General features: G+C 51.1%; 15 protein-coding genes. 4 read left to right on the top strand and 11 right to left on the bottom strand.

Going from position 1 to position 19,452, the window contains the following annotated elements; translation table 11 throughout:
* Positions 1 to 75: 75 nt before the first annotated feature.
* From BPSY_RS01950 to BPSY_RS11310, 4 genes are read right to left on the bottom strand one after another with little or no spacing between them, the layout of a single operon-like run.
* Positions 76 to 1,512 (bottom strand): lipopolysaccharide biosynthesis protein, encoded by a 1,437-nt coding sequence (locus tag BPSY_RS01950; protein WP_033495621.1) that lies wholly within the window; start codon positions 1,510 to 1,512, stop codon positions 76 to 78.
* Positions 1,513 to 1,514: 2 nt separating this feature from the next.
* The gene (locus BPSY_RS01945) at positions 1,515 to 2,390 is read right to left on the bottom strand and encodes a glycosyltransferase (protein ID WP_033495619.1); all 876 of its coding nucleotides are present in this window, start codon (positions 2,388 to 2,390) and stop codon (positions 1,515 to 1,517) included.
* 6 nt (positions 2,391 to 2,396) lie between these two features.
* Positions 2,397 to 3,782, bottom strand: coding sequence for an O-antigen polymerase (locus tag BPSY_RS01940; protein ID WP_152596798.1), 1,386 nt, complete (start codon positions 3,780 to 3,782; stop codon positions 2,397 to 2,399).
* The gene (locus BPSY_RS11310) at positions 3,718 to 4,623 is read right to left on the bottom strand and encodes a glycosyltransferase (protein ID WP_157809766.1); all 906 of its coding nucleotides are present in this window, start codon (positions 4,621 to 4,623) and stop codon (positions 3,718 to 3,720) included. The genes BPSY_RS01940 and BPSY_RS11310 overlap by 65 nt, the downstream gene beginning before the upstream one ends.
* Positions 4,624 to 5,065: 442 nt before the next feature.
* Between BPSY_RS11310 and BPSY_RS01935 the strand changes: the two genes are divergently transcribed.
* Positions 5,066 to 6,532: a tyrosine-protein kinase domain-containing protein gene (locus tag BPSY_RS01935; protein WP_051921469.1), complete on the top strand. Its 1,467-nt coding sequence runs from the start codon at positions 5,066 to 5,068 to the stop codon at positions 6,530 to 6,532.
* A 23-nt stretch (positions 6,533 to 6,555) separates the two neighbouring features.
* Positions 6,556 to 7,179 carry a hypothetical protein gene (locus BPSY_RS01930; RefSeq protein WP_033495613.1) on the top strand — a complete coding sequence of 208 codons (624 nt, stop codon included), beginning with the start codon at positions 6,556 to 6,558 and terminating at the stop codon, positions 7,177 to 7,179.
* A gap of 24 nt (positions 7,180 to 7,203) precedes the next feature.
* Here BPSY_RS01930 and BPSY_RS01925 read toward each other — a convergent pair whose 3' ends face one another.
* From BPSY_RS01925 to BPSY_RS01900, 6 genes are all read right to left on the bottom strand, one after another.
* Positions 7,204 to 7,779, bottom strand: coding sequence for an arsenate reductase/protein-tyrosine-phosphatase family protein (locus tag BPSY_RS01925; RefSeq protein WP_033495611.1), 576 nt, complete (start codon positions 7,777 to 7,779; stop codon positions 7,204 to 7,206).
* A 72-nt stretch (positions 7,780 to 7,851) separates the two neighbouring features.
* On the bottom strand, positions 7,852 to 9,720 hold the full coding sequence (locus BPSY_RS01920; protein ID WP_051921468.1) for a DUF4012 domain-containing protein: 1,869 nt from the start codon (positions 9,718 to 9,720) through the stop codon (positions 7,852 to 7,854).
* A gap of 471 nt (positions 9,721 to 10,191) precedes the next feature.
* Complete coding sequence (locus BPSY_RS01915; protein WP_033495609.1) at positions 10,192 to 11,469, bottom strand: MFS transporter; 1,278 nt, start codon at positions 11,467 to 11,469, stop codon at positions 10,192 to 10,194.
* On the bottom strand, positions 11,466 to 13,667 hold the full coding sequence (locus BPSY_RS01910; protein WP_051921467.1) for a glycoside hydrolase family 3 protein: 2,202 nt from the start codon (positions 13,665 to 13,667) through the stop codon (positions 11,466 to 11,468). Before BPSY_RS01910 ends, BPSY_RS01915 begins: the two co-directional genes overlap by 4 nt.
* A gap of 200 nt (positions 13,668 to 13,867) precedes the next feature.
* Positions 13,868 to 14,515 carry a TetR/AcrR family transcriptional regulator gene (locus BPSY_RS01905; RefSeq protein ID WP_051921466.1) on the bottom strand — a complete coding sequence of 216 codons (648 nt, stop codon included), beginning with the start codon at positions 14,513 to 14,515 and terminating at the stop codon, positions 13,868 to 13,870.
* A 240-nt stretch (positions 14,516 to 14,755) separates the two neighbouring features.
* Positions 14,756 to 15,406, bottom strand: a complete 651-nt coding sequence (locus BPSY_RS01900) for a TetR/AcrR family transcriptional regulator (RefSeq protein ID WP_100841070.1) — start codon at positions 15,404 to 15,406, stop codon at positions 14,756 to 14,758.
* A 282-nt stretch (positions 15,407 to 15,688) separates the two neighbouring features.
* On the opposite strand from BPSY_RS01900, the gene BPSY_RS01895 reads away from it, so the two are divergent.
* Both BPSY_RS01895 and BPSY_RS01890 read left to right on the top strand, forming a co-directional pair.
* Entirely contained in the window at positions 15,689 to 16,945 is a 1,257-nt protein-coding gene (locus BPSY_RS01895) for an MFS transporter (protein WP_081884091.1), read from the top strand.
* Positions 16,946 to 17,079: 134 nt separating this feature from the next.
* Positions 17,080 to 18,630, top strand: coding sequence for an alpha-L-arabinofuranosidase C-terminal domain-containing protein (locus tag BPSY_RS01890; RefSeq protein WP_033495607.1), 1,551 nt, complete (start codon positions 17,080 to 17,082; stop codon positions 18,628 to 18,630).
* Between the two features lie 187 nt (positions 18,631 to 18,817).
* On the opposite strand, the gene BPSY_RS01885 is transcribed toward BPSY_RS01890, so the two are convergent.
* On the bottom strand, positions 18,818 to 19,219 hold the full coding sequence (locus BPSY_RS01885) for a nuclear transport factor 2 family protein (protein ID WP_033495605.1): 402 nt from the start codon (positions 19,217 to 19,219) through the stop codon (positions 18,818 to 18,820).
* Between the last annotated feature and the right edge of the window lie 233 nt (positions 19,220 to 19,452).

The raw sequence follows: 19,452 nt of genomic DNA, 5'->3' as shown, positions 1-19,452 counted from the left end.
CGCATGATCTGGTTGTGCTGTGAGCCCTGGTATAAATTATTTTCTCCTTAAAAAGATAAATATACAGCATCGCTGTTATCGCTTCTTATACAATAAGAATCTGTTGTGCACGGTGGATAGTAGGTGAATAAAGGTGCGTCGATTCGACATGTAATACATGCTAAGCGTAAAAGTTGTAGCCAAGAAACCGGCGACACCATGACCGACACAAATGGTCAGTAGAATCACAATAATAGTGATGGCTACCTCTCCAAGAATAATTCTTCCCTTAAAGGGCGCATCCATGATCCTGCACAACAATAATTCAGATACTATGCTGCGCAGCACTATGCCGAAAACTGCTGAGGCAAGAATTACGTGAATGGAATGGAAGTAATGCACACCAAGTAAAGCTCCACCCGAACTAATGACTACGGTGAGCAGGTTAATCAACAATAGCCAATTCTCACGACGTAACACTTTGAGATATGTCGTACAACAGATATCCATTCGGCACTCAAATACGCAAATGGGAAGGAGCAGTGCTAGATAATTGAGTGCATCTTGATAATTCGGCAACCATAAGTCCATCAACCAAACCATCGGATAATACAGTAAATAGATCAACGGCAGCAACAAACTCATAAGGTCTCTGATGTTTGAGAAAAAGCGTTCCAACTCTGTCTTGCCGCTCTGCCGCAAAGCCGGGAAAAGAACTAGACTGCCCTGTGAAATAAAAGTGAGGAAGAATATTACCAGCGAAAGAGCGAATGAGATTTTCCCAAAGACTCGAATACCAAAATTCGCATCAATAAGGAAACGCGTAATACCCAATATCAGCATGCTTGATATATTTGCAAGCATAAGTTTAAAACCAGCACGAATATTTACGGCAGTATCGTGTACCCCAGTCTTAGGCGAATTCAATCCTGCAGTGAGTATGTCGCGTGCATTGTAGCAACAATAGGCTAAACAAAGTGTTTTCGAAATGACATATGCCGCGATGTATGACTCAAAATTTTGCTCTGCTGAGAACAGGAAGTATACCAGTGGCACCAAGAAACTGAGACGATCAACAATAACAGAAAATGAATACAGTTTTGTCTCATTCATAGCTTGAAACAGAAAACCAAGAAAATTAGATAAATTATTGAGCACAAAGAAAACAGCAGTCGCTTGAAGGACGAAAACGCGTTCGTGCACGAATGATTCTTGTCCTGCCGCGAAAAACAGAATAAGGGCCAGGAAAGTCTGAAATACGGACACAATGATGAATTGGGTGTTGATCGCACGTTTATTGAGCTTGGAACGAGGCGTGCCTCCGTTAATAAGATAAATTCCATCATTAACCCCAAAATGGAAGAAGCCGACGTAGCTGGAGTAGAACATGAAGAGTTGCCAGTAACCAAATTCGTCAATTCCCAATACCCTGGGTACAAGGAGTGCCGTCATGGCACTTAGCAGCATACTGATCCCTTGAGAAAAGAACGCTACAAATGCGTTGCTGGCTATCGAACGGTAATTTAACGGCATAATTATTGTTGATTCCCGCTGCTATGAAAAAGACCACGGAAATCAACAATTCCCCGATTCATTTCAGTTATGTTTTGGAATTTGTGGGGTTCAAAGAAAACCGAGTGAATATAATATTTAATCGCGGATGGTAACTGTACTCCGTGCTGTTGCAGGACTGAATTGTATTGCTTCCGCAAATACAGCAAATTTCGAATCTGATAATAGTGACGAAGAGGTGTGTGTCCACTATCAAAAGCGCGCCTGAGCATCCATCTCCCCTTTTCATAATGAGGGAACGGTATGCCTGCGGCTTTCAAATGCCCGACTTCATGGTACAAGGTTGCCGTATTAACTCGAAGACTTTCATAACCTGCTAGAAATGCCCTAATGGCATATTCATCATCTACGAAATCAATAAACAGATCCTCGTTAAAATAACCGAGTTCCCTGCATATACCGATATTGAGTAAAGAACCGGATGTAATTGGCCACATACAGTGTTCTACATTCGTGTTGGTCTTTTGGGGGTGAGGTCGGTTAATGTCAACGACTAGGGGAGAGAGGATTGCAGTTGTGGGAGATCGGTAGCGGGCTAAAGTGTCGAACATCCCAGGTGAGGCGACACTATCTTGATCTAGTAAAAGAACCCAATCTTCATCTGTATCGCTAGCGAGGTTCACTATGCGGTTTAATGCATTTGCCACTCCTAAGTTTGCGGAATTCATGCACATTGATACCACTTCGCCATATTCGGTCGTAAGGCTTGAAATTGAATCAATATTGGAAGAACCATTGTCGACAATGATGATTCTGTCAACTTGGGCGGCAATGCTATTGAGGTTCTCTCTCAGCCTGTTGAGATTTGGCTCGAAAGTGGTTATTCCTGCGATTGACATGATTCCTCAGTTCAGCTTGTAACGGGGATCTGCTGCCGTCAGATAACGGGTCGGAGCGTGTTGGTTGATGAATCTGAAGAGCAGAATTAGACAGATTATGGTGAGTGGAAGACTTATCCTCAAGAAGTATGTGAAGAAAGACTCGCTGCGACTTTGATCAATGAGTGTGCTGAAGCACATGGCATAGAACACGCACCAAAGTGGTTGTCCTTCATCCCTGGCTTTGAAATAAAATATTGTAATAACAATGCTGAAGATTGACATACCTAGTAGCACGCCCAGAAGTCCGGCATCCGCATAATATCGCTGTACGCCTGTATAAACGTTACTCGAAATTCCGCCTCGGTAATGAACCCAAACGTTTGGAATTTCTGAATATGTATTGGCGAAACCCAGAGTATGTGCGATCTTGGCTAAACCGTTGAGGGTTTGCCCTGGCCAAGTGATAGGGCCAGAAAGGAATGTGTTGAGATTTGTTATAGAAGACCCGAAGTAGAAAGAAATATAATCAACGAAACCTAGGTTCACGTTACGAGCGAGGACCGAATTGAGTATGAATAACAAACAGAGCAGAAAGGCGCCACATGAAATTACCTTTACGATTACTCTGGTATCGAATTTCTTCTTTTTTACCCGGGCAAGATAGAAATAAATTATGATCCCTCCGAGCAAATATGATAGGAGGAGTGCCCGCCCTGTCGATAGGAAGCTTGAAGTGAGTCCCGCGAGCAAAGCTAGTAGCACAGCAATGTTGGTTTTACCGAGAAACAGTCTCTCTCTGAAGAATTCGAAGAATAATAGGGGGACCAATACGTCAATGATGTTTCGTAGTTGTTGAACAATAAGGCTAATACCACCAGTGTTACCTTCATCATTTGTCAATAAGACGGTCCCACGATAGGCATTTAACTTTTCGGCGACGGAATAACCTGTATATCCCATTGAGTTCATCAGTGAGATAAGCTGCTTTAAATAGATAAAGGAAATCAAAAGAATGAATACGGTTACAATCGCGAGTTTCCATAGACTTATTGTGGGATTGAGCGCCCACAATACATGTGCATCTTCTTGATGATTAGTTTGTGTTCTATGTAGACTGAGTGAAATTATTATCGAAATTATGCAAAAAGTATATACGCCAACGCACAACACAAGAATGGTCAACGGCGACAATGTATTGTTGTGCCATCTTCCATAACCAACTGTTGCAGAAAAAGATGCGAACAAAAAGCTCAGTGATAGTACGACACCCGGGTTACCAATATCCTTGGTGTAAGAAAAGGTCACAATTGCAGGGATGATGAGTAAGGCAATCAATATATAAAAACTACTCATTCCAGTGAGCCCAATCCCTTCTTTCTTGGTATTCTGTCGCACCATCTCTGATACCACGAATGATATGCTTCCAGTTAGCCAGTCTGTTTTGCTCAAGCAGTGAATCGTGGATGAGATTTTTCATGAAAAGCAGGCATTCGTGGCGAAATGAATTTCTGGAAATGCCATAACGACGAAGAAAATACAGATTATTCCGAAATCGATAATAGTAACGTTCAGGACGGTAATTGTATCGGTATGGATGTTTGAAACATAATTTGCCTGATGAGTTTCTTGTTATACCGCTGATGATCCTGCAAGGTTCTGCGTGACCGCCTTCTTGAAGCAGTGTTGTGGTATTTACCCTGAGAACCTTATAGCCTGATTCAATACAACGTTCCGCGTACTCGTAATCAATAAACTCAATGAAGAACGTACTGTCAAAGCCGCCTAGTTCAATCCATATCGACGTATTGATAAGTGAACCTGATGTTATCGGTCTAGTTACTGATTCTGAAGGAGTCTTAGGTTGAACAATTCGTTCGAGCTTGTTTCTGTCGATTATAAGAGGTGACAAGATGGCACACATCTCGTCAATATACCGAGAGAACTCCGCAAGGATGTTAGGGGATACGAGACTATCTTGGTCAAGGAGCAGTACATGTGTATAGCCGAGTTCAACAGAGCGTCTGACAATCTGATTTAAAGCTACGGCGAGCCCCACGTTTTCGGTGTTTTGCATAAGTTGGATATCAGGAAATTGATTTGCTAATGATTTAACCTCGCTTGAGTTGGTCGAATTATTATCAACTAGGATAACAAGGGGTACTTGTCCTCTGACTGCTCTGAGGTTTTCCTGAAAGCTCGCTAACTCGGGGTTATAAGAAACAATACCTGCGCAAATCTTTGTGGGTATCACATTATCCCTCTCCTCGAAGCGGATACTAAACTCTACCTTCCGACAGCCTAATACAAAGCACGAAGTTGAGCTAACTGATTCGAACTGGGAAGGTTAGGGTTTCGTAAGGACGGTAGAAGCGCCGGAGTATAAAGCGGACATTTGAGATCATTTGCCTGGATGTTAACTTCAGCCTATTGTCGTTAAACGCAAACTATCACGTAATGCTGTGGAAGGTAAAGACAGGTCATTCAGATCGGGGGTGAGTAACGGCACCGAGTTCGTCGGTCTCGTAGCGCTGCTCGAGTCCTTTGGCATGCTCCCTGTGTCATTGACACGTACATCTCGTGGCAGAGACCAACAGACGACCCGCTGCGCTCAGCCTCATTGACAACGGGCAAACTCCAAATTGTGATGTACTTGGTATGATGGGAAACATCAACTTAGCGCGAAGGAGAGATGCGTGTCTTCTTTAGGTAATGAGGCGGACTCTGACAATAAGGCCAGAAAAGTCGATACACATGAATCTCCGAGGAGCGGATTCACAGTCGTGGAGCTTGTATCCGTTATTAGAAAACACTTATCAATCGTAGCTGCTGGATTTGCATCAATCATATTTGTTGTTGCTGTGTATTCGCTGACTGCCACTCCCCGCTATATTGCAGCATCAGAGCTTTTTGTGAGTTATGATGTTTCCTCGACAGCTTCGCAAGATATTGCGTCGATTAATACTGCTGGTGCATATATTGCTACACAGATACAAACCTACCCGAAGCTCGCATCAACAGCCGCTGTCCTCGAGCCAGTCATTAGTGATCTGAATCTAGACACATCGGTTGTGGATCTGGGCAAATCCATCACGGTCACCAACCCATCCAATACGATGCTCATAGACATCTCAGTCGAGACGGATAACCCGGCGCAATCACAGAAGATTGCCAACGCGGTTGCCGAGTCACTGAGCAATACCGTCAAATCATCCCTGTATTCTTCATCCAATTCACCTGTGAAGCTTGCTGTGGTGCAGAAAGCGACTCTGCCGGAAAGCCCGAGCTCTCCAAATATCAAACTCAACCTGATTATTGGTGCGCTACTTGGCCTCATCGTCGGGGTTCTCGCGGCACTCGTCCGCAATATGATGGACACTCGTCTGGGCTCATTGCGGGATTTGCAGAGCATCACCAATGCTCCTCTGCTCGGCTCGATCCCATCGAATGATGCCGTGAAGAAGACCTCGTCCGTAATAGCTTCGGCGCCGAGCTCGCTTGTGGCTGAGGAGTATAGGCGTGTTCGTTCGAACCTCTCCTTCATTGCACCGGTGGAGGGTTTGAATTCCCGGCTGATCGTGGTCACCTCCACCGAACCGGGCGAGGGCAAGACGACCACGTCGGTCAATATCGCCGCGGCTTTTGCGGAGAACGGTAGTAGGGTGCTGCTGATTGACGCCGATCTGCGTCATCCATCCGTTGCGGACAAAGTCGGTTTGGAAGGGGCTGTCGGACTCTCCCATGTCCTTTCCGGTCAGGCGAATGTTGCAGATGTGGTGCAGCGGTATTGGAAAGCCAACCTGCACGTTATGCCGGCAGGCCCGAAGCCGCCGAATGCTTCCATACTCCTGAACTCTACGACCATGGAAGCCATGGTTGCCCAGGCGTTGAAACAATATGACTATGTCATTATCGATACCACCCCAATGACCATTGCTGCCGATGCCGCTATGTTCGGGCGAATGGGGAACGGGGTCGTCATGGTGGTAGGCCGCGGTGTATGTGACAAAAAAGATCTGAGCAGTACCTTGTCCCAATTGAAGAACGTTGAAGTGCCTGTGATTGGTACGATCCTCAATTATGCCGAACAATCCAAGAAGCACCACGGCAACTACTATTATTACGATACAGAGGGCAAGCGCCAACAGCGCCATACATCGTAATCGTAGAGGAGATCGTCAACAGGATGAGCAGCGATCCACAGGTGAACCAAGAAGGGCAGCCGAGTCTGATGTTTCCGGTTGTCGGAGCGGACGGGCGTGGAGCCGACAATCCTGAGCTCATCGATCACAGTGCATTCTCTGACGGTCGGGCCATGGTCTCGGGCGACGTAGTCGATACCAACTGGGATATTCCCAAGATTGAGTTTTCTGAGGATTGGCCATCTGCACAGAGCGATGTGCCGCTGCCCCCGGCATTCCCGCCGGAATTGACTGAATATAAGCGACAGGTGCCCGAGAAAGATGCCGTGTGGGATACCGGACTCGATCTCGAGCCTGTACAGGACGAGGAGCCCAAGGCCATTGTGCCGCTGTTCGCCGAGCAAAATATAGGTCCTCGTGAAATCCGACGGCAAGAGGACAATGTGAGTCGGCGCAGGTCGGCCATTACTTTCACTCAAGACAGTGAATTCATGGATATTCTTAGTGGTGCAGCTTCAGGAGAAGTGAATCTTCCTCACCAGCGAGGACTTCATATGCGTGGCTCATACGAACGGGCAGGTGGGCGACGCAGGACCTATTACGTGGCATGTGCCGTCCTGATGGTGATCGTTGTCGGTGTGATCGTTATCGCAGGTATGCAGCTATAACGGTGTTCGAATCCGGATGCGGGCCTATGGGATCTGCAGCTCAGGCACATTTGCCGGATGCTTTTTCAAGCTGAGAAAAATGGTGCGCAGTGCATCATTGGTTTGCTCTGCAGCGTGCTCGAAGACCTCGAAGGACTTGCGATGAGGGTCCTCGATGTCGTGGGCCGGTGGCAGCAGACCCTGGACCAATGGTGCGGTGGCAATCACCGATTCCAAACGGTCCGCGACCGTAAGCCCACGAACCGTATTGCTCCGGGCGCAGTATGCGGCGATATTCGCAAAGTCCCCAAGCAAAAAGATTCGTTTGGACATCGAGGGGGCAAGCAGAGCGATCTCCTGACGTTGAACTTTTTCGAAGCAAAAGATCAGATCAGCTGACAGTGCCATTTCTGCTGTTAAACGTTTGGAGCGGAATGTGTGGGAATCAATACCTGCACGAGCCAACAACCGCTCGCTTGAAGGATCAATCGGATGGCTGGGCAGACCATGTGTGCCGGCGCTGGATATCTGGATCGAAGATGATGCCAGATACCGTTTCGTTAGCAGTTCGCCAAGGGGGGAACGGCAGATATTGCCTGTGCATACGAACAGAATCAGCATTATGCTCCTCGAAGTGTGGTGTGCCCTTTTGGCCGTGCGGATACGCACAGGTGTTTGTTGGCGCCTGCGGTCTTATTTGATGACGCAGGCCTGGGTGTTGTAGGTGACGCCCTCATCCGTCCACCCCATCGGTGTCTGATCGAGTTTCAGATCCGATGTGGCCTTGGATGACGTGCTCACGTCATATGCGTAGGTGACTGACTTGCCGGGTGCAATGGTTGCGATGCTGGTCCATAGTTTCTTACCGTCCATGCTGGCTTGTCCTGGCTTGTCAGCTTCGCCGGTCACGGTGAAATTCGAAATCGCGCCGCCCTTCGGTGAGTAGAACAGAATCTTCTCCACCGGAGTTCCCGATGCTCCGATACCGTTCACCCCGCCGAGAATGTAAGCATTGCCGCTGGCCATCTCGCTTTGTGTCAACGTGTTGGTCGCGGTGAACTCCACGTGATAGCTCTGCGAACCATCGGCATTGCAACTCTTCCTTGTGATAACGGTTTTGCGATGCAGATACCAATCCAGTTTGGATGGGTTGTTCTGATTGAGATAGATGCCGATCTCTGGTTCGGCTTCGCTTTCCGGCGTTCCTTTGGACAGGCCTGCGCCCTGGAAGTATTTCGCGTCATCCTCGTGGAAGGAGTAAAGGTAAAGGTGCCTTTGATTGGCAAGCGTAGTGAATGATTGCGTCATGCTGATCATTTTCTCGGCTGTGAGATTCGAGAAGAGGTTGTTCATCGCGGTCGACGCTGCATATTCGAAGTAGGCATCCTGTTGCGCGACCGGCACGGTTTTGTAGATGCCGTTCAGCAGGAACTCGGCAGTATTCTCGCCTGTGAGCTGCTGTCCGTTGGGTAAGGTCACGTTGCCACCGAGCTTGATCATCTCCTGCACGAAAACAGGATCGATCATCATCACGCCATCAATGGTGCTGGCATATGGGGACTTCTGCCATATGGCATTCACTGTGGTGGTTGTTCTTGAAGAGTCCGGGAAAGCTGCCAGATCTCGGATATCGAAGGCGAGGTCCAGGGGGCTTTTGAAGACGGATTCTTCTTCGGCGTTGGCTTGAGACCCTCCTAATGAGATGAACTCAGTATTGGGATGGAAGTCACCGACGGATATCACTCCGTTATTGGTGGAGAAGGTACCCAATGATCCGATCAGACCTCCGCTTGAACGGGCCTCTGAGGTCGTCTGCGCCACGATCAGATAGTTCCGAGCACCGTCTGCGCCGAGGAACTTTGGCATCATCTGAATGAGATCATTGACCTGGTCGATTTTTCCGGCAACTGAAGTGAATTGCTCGACCGCCAGATCGTACGGTTCCTTAACCTGGTTCAGGTGCGGATCCGGGAGTGCTTTCAAGGTCTTGAGTTCCGATTGCAAAGAAGCGTTGGCGGATTTGAACCCGCTCTGTGCCTCGACGATGGGCTGCAGGTTCACCTTCCCGTTCCCTGCGCTGAGAGAGGAGGAAAGCATGGTCTGCACTGTCGTGGAAAGCTTCGGAAGAGCGGTATTGGCGAGCGAATCAACCGCAGTGGTCATACCCCGAACCGTGGTGATGTCGTTGCCGTATACCGGTACCACGGAAGCGACCCTCCAGAGTGTACCGTCCGTGATCGTTCTGGCTGCTGAGGTCTCAGATTGCAGCTTGGGCAGAATCGTGCTGATAGCGTTCGAATCCTTGAGTTGATCTACGCTCTGCACACTGGACAGCAGAGTCATGGCCTGCTGTTCATGCTCCTTGACCTGCTGCGCCTCTCTATATAGCTTGTAACCGAGTATGGCTGATACCCCGGCCAACACCAGCAGAACCAGCACCACAGAGATTACGATATTGCGTAGCAGGTGCCGGGGCTTCCCACCCCTTCCGTGCTGACCAGAGTTCCGCCTGGTGCGCCTATTGTGTGCACCCGAATCGACATCATATGCGGCATCGCTCATATCTGGTCTCCTCAGCTTCGTATCCAACATCTTAATTCTGGGCATAGGAACAAGGTGTGGTTGCCTTTGTTGGCTTTCTCCACACAATCTGCGTTGGATTTCACAGAAAATTATCAGAAAATCTCAGTGAATCATTAAGATTCGATTGGTCTAATGAATGTTGTCGACGGAGCTCAGCACATGCAGGAGACCAGGAACACAAGTTCCCGATAACTGAACCCTTCTCTCTTTTCTCTCTTCCTCGCCCGGCGGACAACCCCGCCGGGCTTCACTTTTTATCGGCCATTATCGTGTGGGTTTTTTCTCAAGTATGGAAATAGGTATGTGGGTGAGGCCAGATTTCTCTCTGGCTCCACCCACGTATCTATTGAGAACCGTCAATCCAGGATGTTTGATCTGAAGAATGTGATCTATTTACCAGTGCAATAGCAAGGTTCTGTTTTGGTGAGAGGGTGACTCATATACTAGTTATCATCTCACTTTCTTGATGAAGACGATGAGCACCGCACCTATCAGCGAGCAAACCGCCGCCAAGGGGAAGAGCGCATGATATCCGACCCAGGTAATGAGCGACGCTGCAAGTACGGGACCGAAAACCTGTCCTCCGGTATTGGATAAGTTGAGGATTCCGAGATCCTTGGCCGCAGTATCCTTGTTAGGCAGGACTTCGATATTCAGCGCTTGATCAACGGAGTTGTATGCCCCCATGCCGGTGCCGGCTATCAAGGCATATACAATCATCATTCTTGGATCATTCCAGAAGAAGGGGATCGCGGATCCGATTGCCACCAGTAGTGATGACACGATTACCGGGATCTTCCTGCTCTTGATTTTGTCTGATATCGGTCCCGCTATAACCGTCATCACGATGGCGGTTACCATCATGCACAGGGAGATCAGTGAGACGTAATAGGCCGCGCCACTTTGGTTCTGCTTCATGTAGTCGGTAAGGATGTACAGCATGAATCCTGAGATGGAGAATTTTGCTGCAACAATCAGGAACTTACCGAAAAGGGCAAGATAGTAATCCTTGGCTCCTTTGGTCGGGAATGAGAAGTGATCGATGAACGTTCGCCAGGTAAAGCTTTTCCGGGGCATGCCCAGGCTTGATTGCTCGCGCATCAGAACTGCCGCAAGAGGACCTGCGAGAAGTGTCAAAGCGGCGAGCACATAATAACCTGTCGAGATGTTCCCGAGGAATCTAGCTCCGATCATTTGCCCTCCATAGATGCCGACCGAATATCCCAGAGCGTACATGGACGTGATGGTGCCTCTGAACTTCGGTGCGGTTCTATCTGCGAGCACGGCGATCAAGGGTGCGACTATGGCATTGAGAAAACATTGGTACACGCACCAGGAGATGATGAGCATCATGGTGTTTGGCGCCATGCTGACCAAAACCAACGATGCCGCGGCCAGTACCGATCCGCAGACGATCCATGGAGTGCGTCGTCCCCATCGTGAACGGGTGAGGTCAGACAGAGCTCCGAAAATGATGTTCGCAATCGCTGCGACGATCATTGCGCTGGTGGAAAGAACCGCAACTATCGCAGCCTTCGAATCAGGGTCTATCACTGCTGCCTTGGCGGGCAGCAGCACCACATTGACACCCATATAGGGTCCCATCCATAGGAATGTGCCGAGAACGAGGGCAACCCCTACAATCCAGGGCGCCTTCTTCTGACTGGTGTCATTCTCCGTTCCGGACCACGAGTCGGCACCGTTGCCGACTTCAGGACTACTGTTCACAGTGTTACCTCCATTGTTTTGGCATCGGGGTCACCCCAATACGAAGAGACCTCGATGCGGATTTTTCCTTGAATATGACGCTTGCTTTGTTGTTGGGCATCCCATGTCGAAAGCGGTGTGAAGTCGATTGGGATATGGATACGGTTTGATCCGTCTGCGGGGATCGAAGCTACTGAGAACCCAAGCAATTCACGCGTTTCGCGTGCATCCGCCTGATCGCAACGACCATATATCTGAACCACCAGGTGACCGTCAAATTCACCATGATTGCTGGCCGCAACGCTGATTGTCGCTGTCTGTCGATCCTGATCGAGGTCTTCGAGCGTAGCGTCCTCGATATGGTAGCTGTTGTAAGACAGGCCGAACCCTAATGGGAACAATGCTTCGGAGCCGCGTTTCTCAATCAGGCGCTGCCCATACCAACCGTCGTAGCGGACTTGTGTGGCATCTCGGTCGAAATCGGGAAGGTCTTCCTCACTGAACGGTATGGCATAGGGAAGGCGGCCGGATGGGTCGCGTCTGCCGGAAAGGATATCGCCGAGAGCATGCCCTCCCTCCATCCCCGGATACCAAGACATGAGAATGGCTGCAGGGTCGTCGACCCAGTCATCCATCAGGACGGCGCCCGCGTTCATCATGACGACGATCGTGTTGTCATGATGCTGCGAAACCTGTTGGATGAGCGCCACATCGTTATCATTCAGACGGGTGCTGCGTCTGTCTCCACCGACGGCATTCCCTCCAAAGGTGCTTTTCCCCTCGCCCATGTGTCTGAAACAGTCGTCTTTCGCACTCTGTTCCTCTTCGCTTGCCGGTTCCGGCAGGAGCGGCAGCATATCAGGAGCGATCACACTTTTGAGGTACTCGCCTTCATCATTTGCCGTATATCCGACTACGACGATTACAGCATCGGCACTCTCCGCCAGCAATGGGTTTTCGCATAACCGATCCTCATCAACATAACGAACCTGCGAATTCTCGAAGCTGTCCTCAATTCCCTGAAGTGGAGTTACTGCGTAGGGATATCTCACTTTCGAGGAGCCTTCATCCCCGGTGTTCTCGGACAACGCAAGTTTTCCGGTGACCAGCACACGCTTTGTCTGTTGAGGGATCAAAGGCAATACGGTCGAGGTGTCTGAGCGGCGATTTTTCAGCAGTACCATCGACCTGCCTGCAACCTCTCTGGCGAGCTGAATGTGTTCGATGCGCGAGATCGTGTTTTTCCGTTGCTTGACGGCGCGTTGAGCATAGAATCGTAGCTGCGTCTCTATGATCCTCATTCCCAAAGGTCGGATATCGTTTCTTGAAAGATCTCCCTTATCGAGCAACTGTCTGAGTGTTGAGTGCCTTTGCTGCATGAACGGTTCTTCAATGTCGAGACCGGCCCTGATCGATTTGGCGACGTCTCTGATTCCCCAGACGAAATCAGACACGACAATGCCGGTGAAACCCCACTCCTTACGGAGCACATCCTTGATGAGGTGGGGATTCTGTCCGCAGAATTCGCCGTTTACCGAGTTGTATGCCGTCATGACAGCATCGGCTCCCGCGTCGATGGCTTGTTTGAAGTGAGGGGCATAGAAATCATGGAAATCTTGATCCGATACGGATACGTCGACTTTGAATCGAGCGTTCTCCATCGAGTTGCAGGCGAAGTGTTTAACGCAAGCCATGACATGGTGTCGAACGCCGGTCACCAGGGCTGCACCCATAGATCCAAGCACAAGTGACTGGTCCGAATATGTCTCCTGTATCCTTCCCCATTGTGGGTTTCTCGGGAGGTTGATGCAGACACCACCGAAGAGATTCCCGCCTTCCGCGCGAATTTCAGCTCCGATGGCTTCGCCGACGCGTTCTTCGAGATCGGCATCCCATGTGGCGCCGCGTGCCATGGCAACCGGGAATGCGGTGCCGTTCCCGCTCACGCATCCGCGTGGCCCGTCAACAAAACGAATACCGGGGATGCCCACGCGTTCGATCTGCCCCATCACAAAAGGCACGCGATTGTACCCATGCTCAATTATGGACAGTCGACCTATCCAAAAGGGAATATCGCCATCCAGCAACTGCAATTGCTCATCCTCGGTGAGCTGGTCATACAGATATTCTGCTTGGTTTTCGGCTGTGTCGCCTTCATTCACCGCCTGCGTGGCAGCGTCAAACAGATTAGGGTTCACGTCATTGTCCGATTGATGCATGCGTCTCACCTTCGAGAGTCGAATTTGATTAACCACCTAGTTAATTAAACAATTTAACTATATATCAAAAACCAGGACTGTCAAAGCAGAGGGGGAATAATATGGCACATTGCATCTCCGTGCAGTGTGTTATGCGGTGTTGATTGATGACCTAAGGGATCGGGAACTTCCGCGAAGTGCGAAAGATGTGTGGGAAGGGCTTACGATTTGGCGCCCCAACGTTCGTTGGCGAATCTTTCCCACTCGCTGCAGAGATCAACGGAATCCGGATTCAGCAGCCATCGTACTTGCAGCCCATCCATGACGGAGAGTACAAACAGTGCCTCCTCCTTCGGATTCTCTATGCCGTCATGTGCCGCAGCCGCTGTGAATTGCCGAAGCACGCGCTGCTCCCGGGCCATGTAGTAATCGTGGGCGGGGTGGTTGGCATTCAAGGCTTCGCCTTGAAGGACCGTATATAGACGAACGATCTCAGGCTGTAAGGCATTATGCTGTACCAATGCGGCGCAGACATCCCGTAACCCGAATCGCGCCCGTCCTCCCCACACATCCTCAACGGAGCAGCCTAAAGTCGATGCGAAATTCTGCATATCTAATCTGTCGCGATGTTCCAATACGGCGATTAACAGTCCTGCCTTGCTCGTGAAGTGATAGATGACGGCAGGCTCGGTGAGGTTGCACTCCTCCGCAACGCGGCGCATGGAGAGGCCCCAGAAACCGTGGCATGAGATGAGACGGGTTGATACGGCAATGATCTGCTCACGCCTTGCGGCGGCGGCTGCCTTCCTTGTGCCCGGACCGGATTTCTCCCCGGCTGTCTTTCCCCTCACTTGCTGCCTGCTTTCCATGATGTTCCATTAGGCAATACGCGTACAACGTTACATGGTATGGAATGTTCGCTTCCTCGGCATCCAGATCGATGTATCCCGAAGCGGAAGATGGCGGTGAGCGACACGGCATGTTGCCGAGTATTACGGTATTGAATCGCTTTGTTTCCCGAGAGGCCGGCCGTAATCACCGATCCGGATATTGGGCCAGTTTTTCGGACTGCCTTCTGCCTGGTGTGATTGGGGTGTCCGCAGGCTTGCTCAACGATATCCGTCCCACATCGGGGAAGGGAAGAGAATGCCATCGGCCCTGTTCCACAATTGCATCAGGCTTTCATCGGGGTTGGTCATCGCTTGTATCTGAACGCCATCCATGGCGAAGAATGCTGTGACGATGAGGTCTCGCAGTCGCTGGGGGTCCTGGTATGGCTCAGGTACCCGCCATGAATGGGCCATCAGATTGGTGATGACGGTGTGGTGGCGTTTTGCATAGAATTCGTGGGCGGGATGATTGGGATCCTCGGCTTCGATGGCGAGACGCATAAAAACCGTAACCAGTTGCGGCCGTGCGGTGTTGCGCTCCACGATCAGTCGTAAGGACCTCGGCAGGCTCAGCATCCCCTTGTCGTTGGCATCATCTTGCCCTGGTATCCGCACATAGATGGAATCTACCGAATCATCGTAAAAAGTCTGTATCACCAGCGCCAGGAGTTCTTCGCGGTTCTTCACATAATGCCGCAGGCCGGGCAGCGTCAATCTGACGGCGTCGGCCAGTGTCTGCATGGAGAATCCATAGGAGCCGTATTTGGCGATGAGCGTCGAGGCCTCGCTGGCGATCTGGGCACGTCGCTCCTGCGGTGAATGCCGCTCGCGACGGTTTATCGGATGAAAATCACTCGTCTCGGATGCCATGTCTTCCCCTGTTCTTCTACCATTACAGAGCCTATCATCCCCGTATTCGACGGTTTCAGCGATGGCTGCGTGCATTGGAGATCGCTGTGGCGAATGTTAAAGAAACAGCGGTGATTTGTCTTTATCTTATATCTTTAAGGTGTAAGATAAGACCCTGAAGACTTGCACACGAGTCTTCGCGAATGCCGGATTGCGGTGGCCCTGTGAGTTCGTATCGGGTCGCTGGGAATGTTCGGCTCGGGTTAATGAACACCTGTTGGAAAGAATCAAAGGAGATCTTCCATGTCTCAGACACAATCAGTTGGGGGCCAGCAGTCGCTCTCAAAATCGCAAACAATAAGATTCGGAGCGGCCTTCTTTATCTTCTCCCTGTGTTGGATGCTCGCTCTGCAGGTCGTCGCCGCCGTGCTGTTGCCGCAGCGGCTTACGGAAATCGCACCGGATTCCAAGGAAGCGATTTTCGCGGTGCTCAATTCCGCGACGGCGCTTGCCTCGCTGGTCTCCAATCTGCTGGTGGGGAATCTGTCGGATCGAACGCGTTCCATATTCGGACGTCGAACACCCTGGATCGCAGCCGGTGGCATCATCGCAGGCATCTCGCTGTTCCTGATCGGTATCCTCCCCAACGGTCTCACCATAGGCATCAGCTACTGCTTCTCCATGGTCGGACTCAATATGATGATCGCTCCGCTGATCGCATCGCTGTCTGATCGCATCCCCGAAAGCATGCGAGGAACGATGTCCGCCTTCATGTCAGGCGGCACACTGCTGGGGTCGGCACTCGGGCAGATCATCGGAGCGCAATTCATCAGCTTCGAGCTGCCGGGATTCATCATCTCCGGTGTGGTTATGGGTATCTCCGGTGTGATCACCATCATCCTGTGGCCGAAGGAGAAATCGAGTAAGGATCTGCCTGCGGTCAAGGCTGATTTCAAGGGCATCATCATGAGTTACCGTCCGCCGATCAAAGGTGCACGCGATTTCTGGCTGGCTTTCGTCGGTCGCTCATTGCTGTTGTTCAGCTATTACATGATCCTCAATTACCAGCTGTACATCCTTCAGGACTACATCGGCCAGAGCACGAAGGACTCCGCCGTCACCATCTCCACGATGAGTGTTGTTCTGATGGTGGTCTCGCTGATCTCCTCACTGTCGGCAGGGCCGATCTCGGATAAAATAGGTCGCCGTAAGATTCCGGTCGTCATCGCAAGCCTGCTTTTGGCGATCGGCTATGCGCTGCCCTGGCTGTTGCACAGCCCGATGGGCATGATCCTCTTTGCGGCTGTGGGTGGTTTCGGCTATGGCATGTACGGTTCGGTTGACCAGGCTCTGAACGTCGACGTGTTGCCGAATGCCGAGGAAGCGGGCAAGGATCTGGGCATACTCAATATCGCCACCACCTTGGGTCAGATGGTCGGGCCCATCGTCACCTCGGTTCTGGTGGCAATGACCGGTTCCTATGGGCTGGTGTTCCCGACCGCAATAGTGATGGTGATTCTCGCCTGCATTTTCATCATGCTGATCAAAAAAGTCAAATAAAACCGCGATCTGGGATGCGGATATTGCCGCCGTCCTCCGGTGCGGGGGATCGAAGCCTTGTTTTCGGTGATGTCACCGGGCACTTCGCTTTCCCGCACCACATATCGTAAGTACGGATAACGAAAGGAACACCTATGTCTATTCTGATTGATCCGAAGCGGAGCATAGGCCGTATTGATCCGAAGCTCCACGGCCAGTTCATAGAATTCCTTGGTGAATGCATCGACGAGGGCCTGTGGGTGGGAGAGGATTCACCGATTGAGAACGAGGGTGGATACAGGTCGGACACCTTGCGCGCATTGCGTATGTTGAAGCCGCCGCTGCTGCGCTGGCCAGGAGGGTGCTACGCCGACACCTATCACTGGCGCGACGGCATCGGTCCACGCGCCGATCGCCCCACGACATTCAATGAGAATTTCGCAACCTACGAGCTTGACCATCATGGTTTCGGTACCGATGAATTCCTGCGCCTCAGCGAAATGGTGGGGGCGGAGCCTTGGATCAATGTCAATATGATGTCGGGAAGCGTCCACGAGATGCGCGACTGGATGGAATACTGCAATCGCTCCCAGCCTACCGATGTGGCTAAAGAGCGCGCCGCCAACGGCCATCCGGCTCCATACGGTGTGAGGAAATGGGGTTTGGGCAATGAGGTCTGGGCCGGGGGCGGCACAATGACGCCGGGCATGTATCTGGATGAATACAGACGGTACAGCTCTTCGATTCCTTCCTTTACGACCGATGTCTTCGCGCAGTCGGATATTTACGCCATCGCCTCGGGCCCGGACGGGAACAAAGCGATGGAACGGGTGAAGTGGACGCGGGATTTCTTCGCTGGTCTCGCCGAGTACCGCCAGCCCAAAATCAACGGTTATGATCTGCATTTCTACAATTGGAACATCGACAACGATGCGGATACCCCGACGAACTTCGACGAGCAGGGCTGGGATCAGGTCATCGATGGTTGTTTGGAACTTGAGGATATCATCGGTGAGCAATGGGCCCTGATGAAGGAGGGTCTCGCCGGAATCCCGGAACCGGAAGGACCGTTGGATTCGAAGCTCACACACGTCGACCTCATCGTCGGTGAGTGGGGCAACTGGCATAAGCAAGCCTTCTTCGCACGTCCCGCACTCAAGCAGCAAGTCACCATGCGTGATGCGATCACGACGGCCCTGACCCTTGACCTGCTGCAGCGCAACTGTGACAAGGTGACCATGGCCTGCAACGCGCAGACCATCAATGTCCTGAACTCCTTGATCCTCACCGAGGGCGACAGCATGACGCTCACCCCGAACTTCGATGTGTTCATGATGTATCAAGCCCATAGAGGCGCCACGGCCCTGGACGTGAAACGCCAGGATTCGCAGGACGATGATATCTTCGCCTTCGCCTCGAAGTCAGCGGATGGGAAGACGCTCACCGTGAACCTGACCAATGCGCATATGAGCGACTGCGCCAATGTATGCCTGCGCCTGACGCAGCCCGCACATGTGGAGTCCATCAGCGAACTCGCCGGTGCCGATCCGCATCTGTGCAATACCGTCGACAATCCGAACACCTTACGCGCTCATCCGGTGGACGTAGATCTGGCTGTGACGGAAGGCAGCTACGCGGATGGAACCGAGTTGAACATCGCCGTCGCACCGGCTTCCGTGAATGTGCTGAGCATACGGTTGGAGTAGTCCGGACGGGTGACTGAAGTGGGATCGCGCCACAATCGTCACCGCCCCCGTGACGGATCACCCCATACCCTTGGGTGGGAGCAATCCGTCACGGCTCACTTCAGGCAGTGGCTTCAGTCGTCAGGACTGTGTGGCGCGAAATCTTTTGGGTGCACCGAATGTCTGCACAGGGTGCGCGGACTCGATATCAGTCGCTCGAAAGAGGATTCGTCGACGTGGCCCATCCTTCGATCACACGTGCGCCGATGGGTTGTGCATTGTCCTTGAAATGGACGAATTCGAAGGACATCTGCTCGAATTCGGTGCCTGTCGCCTTGTCGAGAATGTAGGTGCGGTACCTGATGGCGCACCAATCGTCCTCAACCAGCATGTTGAAGAACTCACCCATGCGGATATCGTATTTCTCGAAGAATTCGCCCATCATATGCTTGTACTCTTCGAGGGTGAGACGTTTGCCGTACACGTTGTAGTGCGCATCGGGTTCATAGAGGGTGTTGCACCATTCCAGCCATTGGTCGTAACCGCCGTTCCAGTTCTTGAAGCCTGTTTCGAGTCTGTTCTTGATGGCTTGTTCCAGTTCGCTGCTCATTGCGATATTCCTTTCGTCGGACCATTCCGGCCTCTGTGTTGTGGACAACACGGCCAAGGTATCGAAATCTTGTATGAGCTGTGTTCGTGGATTGTTTGAGTATGCTTAGTGACCCGGCCAAGCCGAAATCACGGCGATCGCCCTGCTCCTCAATAGGCACCGCACGGTTACCCAGGCACTGCGAAGTGCCTTTTATCCCCGCTTCAAGAGTTCTTTATACTGTGGGTGACCTG

It is taken from the genome of Bifidobacterium psychraerophilum, assembly GCF_000741705.1.
GTDB classification, from domain to species: Bacteria; Actinomycetota; Actinomycetes; order Actinomycetales; family Bifidobacteriaceae; genus Bombiscardovia; species Bombiscardovia psychraerophila.
Note: the sequence above shows the minus strand (reverse complement) of the source record. Positions and strands in the feature narration are given on the sequence as shown.

Coding starts and splice junctions, on each gene's coding strand:
- BPSY_RS01890 (WP_033495607.1), top strand. CDS start 17,080: ATGTCTATTCTGATTGATCCGAAGCGGAGCATAGGCCGTATTGATCCG.
- BPSY_RS01905 (WP_051921466.1), bottom strand. CDS start 14,515: ATGGAAAGCAGGCAGCAAGTGAGGGGAAAGACAGCCGGGGAGAAATCC.
- BPSY_RS01895 (WP_081884091.1), top strand. CDS start 15,689: ATGTCTCAGACACAATCAGTTGGGGGCCAGCAGTCGCTCTCAAAATCG.
- BPSY_RS01885 (WP_033495605.1), bottom strand. CDS start 19,219: ATGAGCAGCGAACTGGAACAAGCCATCAAGAACAGACTCGAAACAGGC.
- BPSY_RS01900 (WP_100841070.1), bottom strand. CDS start 15,406: ATGGCATCCGAGACGAGTGATTTTCATCCGATAAACCGTCGCGAGCGG.
- BPSY_RS01930 (WP_033495613.1), top strand. CDS start 6,556: ATGAGCAGCGATCCACAGGTGAACCAAGAAGGGCAGCCGAGTCTGATG.
- BPSY_RS01945 (WP_033495619.1), bottom strand. CDS start 2,390: ATGTCAATCGCAGGAATAACCACTTTCGAGCCAAATCTCAACAGGCTG.
- BPSY_RS01950 (WP_033495621.1), bottom strand. CDS start 1,512: ATGCCGTTAAATTACCGTTCGATAGCCAGCAACGCATTTGTAGCGTTC.
- BPSY_RS01925 (WP_033495611.1), bottom strand. CDS start 7,779: ATGCTGATTCTGTTCGTATGCACAGGCAATATCTGCCGTTCCCCCCTT.
- BPSY_RS01910 (WP_051921467.1), bottom strand. CDS start 13,667: ATGCATCAATCGGACAATGACGTGAACCCTAATCTGTTTGACGCTGCC.
- BPSY_RS01920 (WP_051921468.1), bottom strand. CDS start 9,720: ATGAGCGATGCCGCATATGATGTCGATTCGGGTGCACACAATAGGCGC.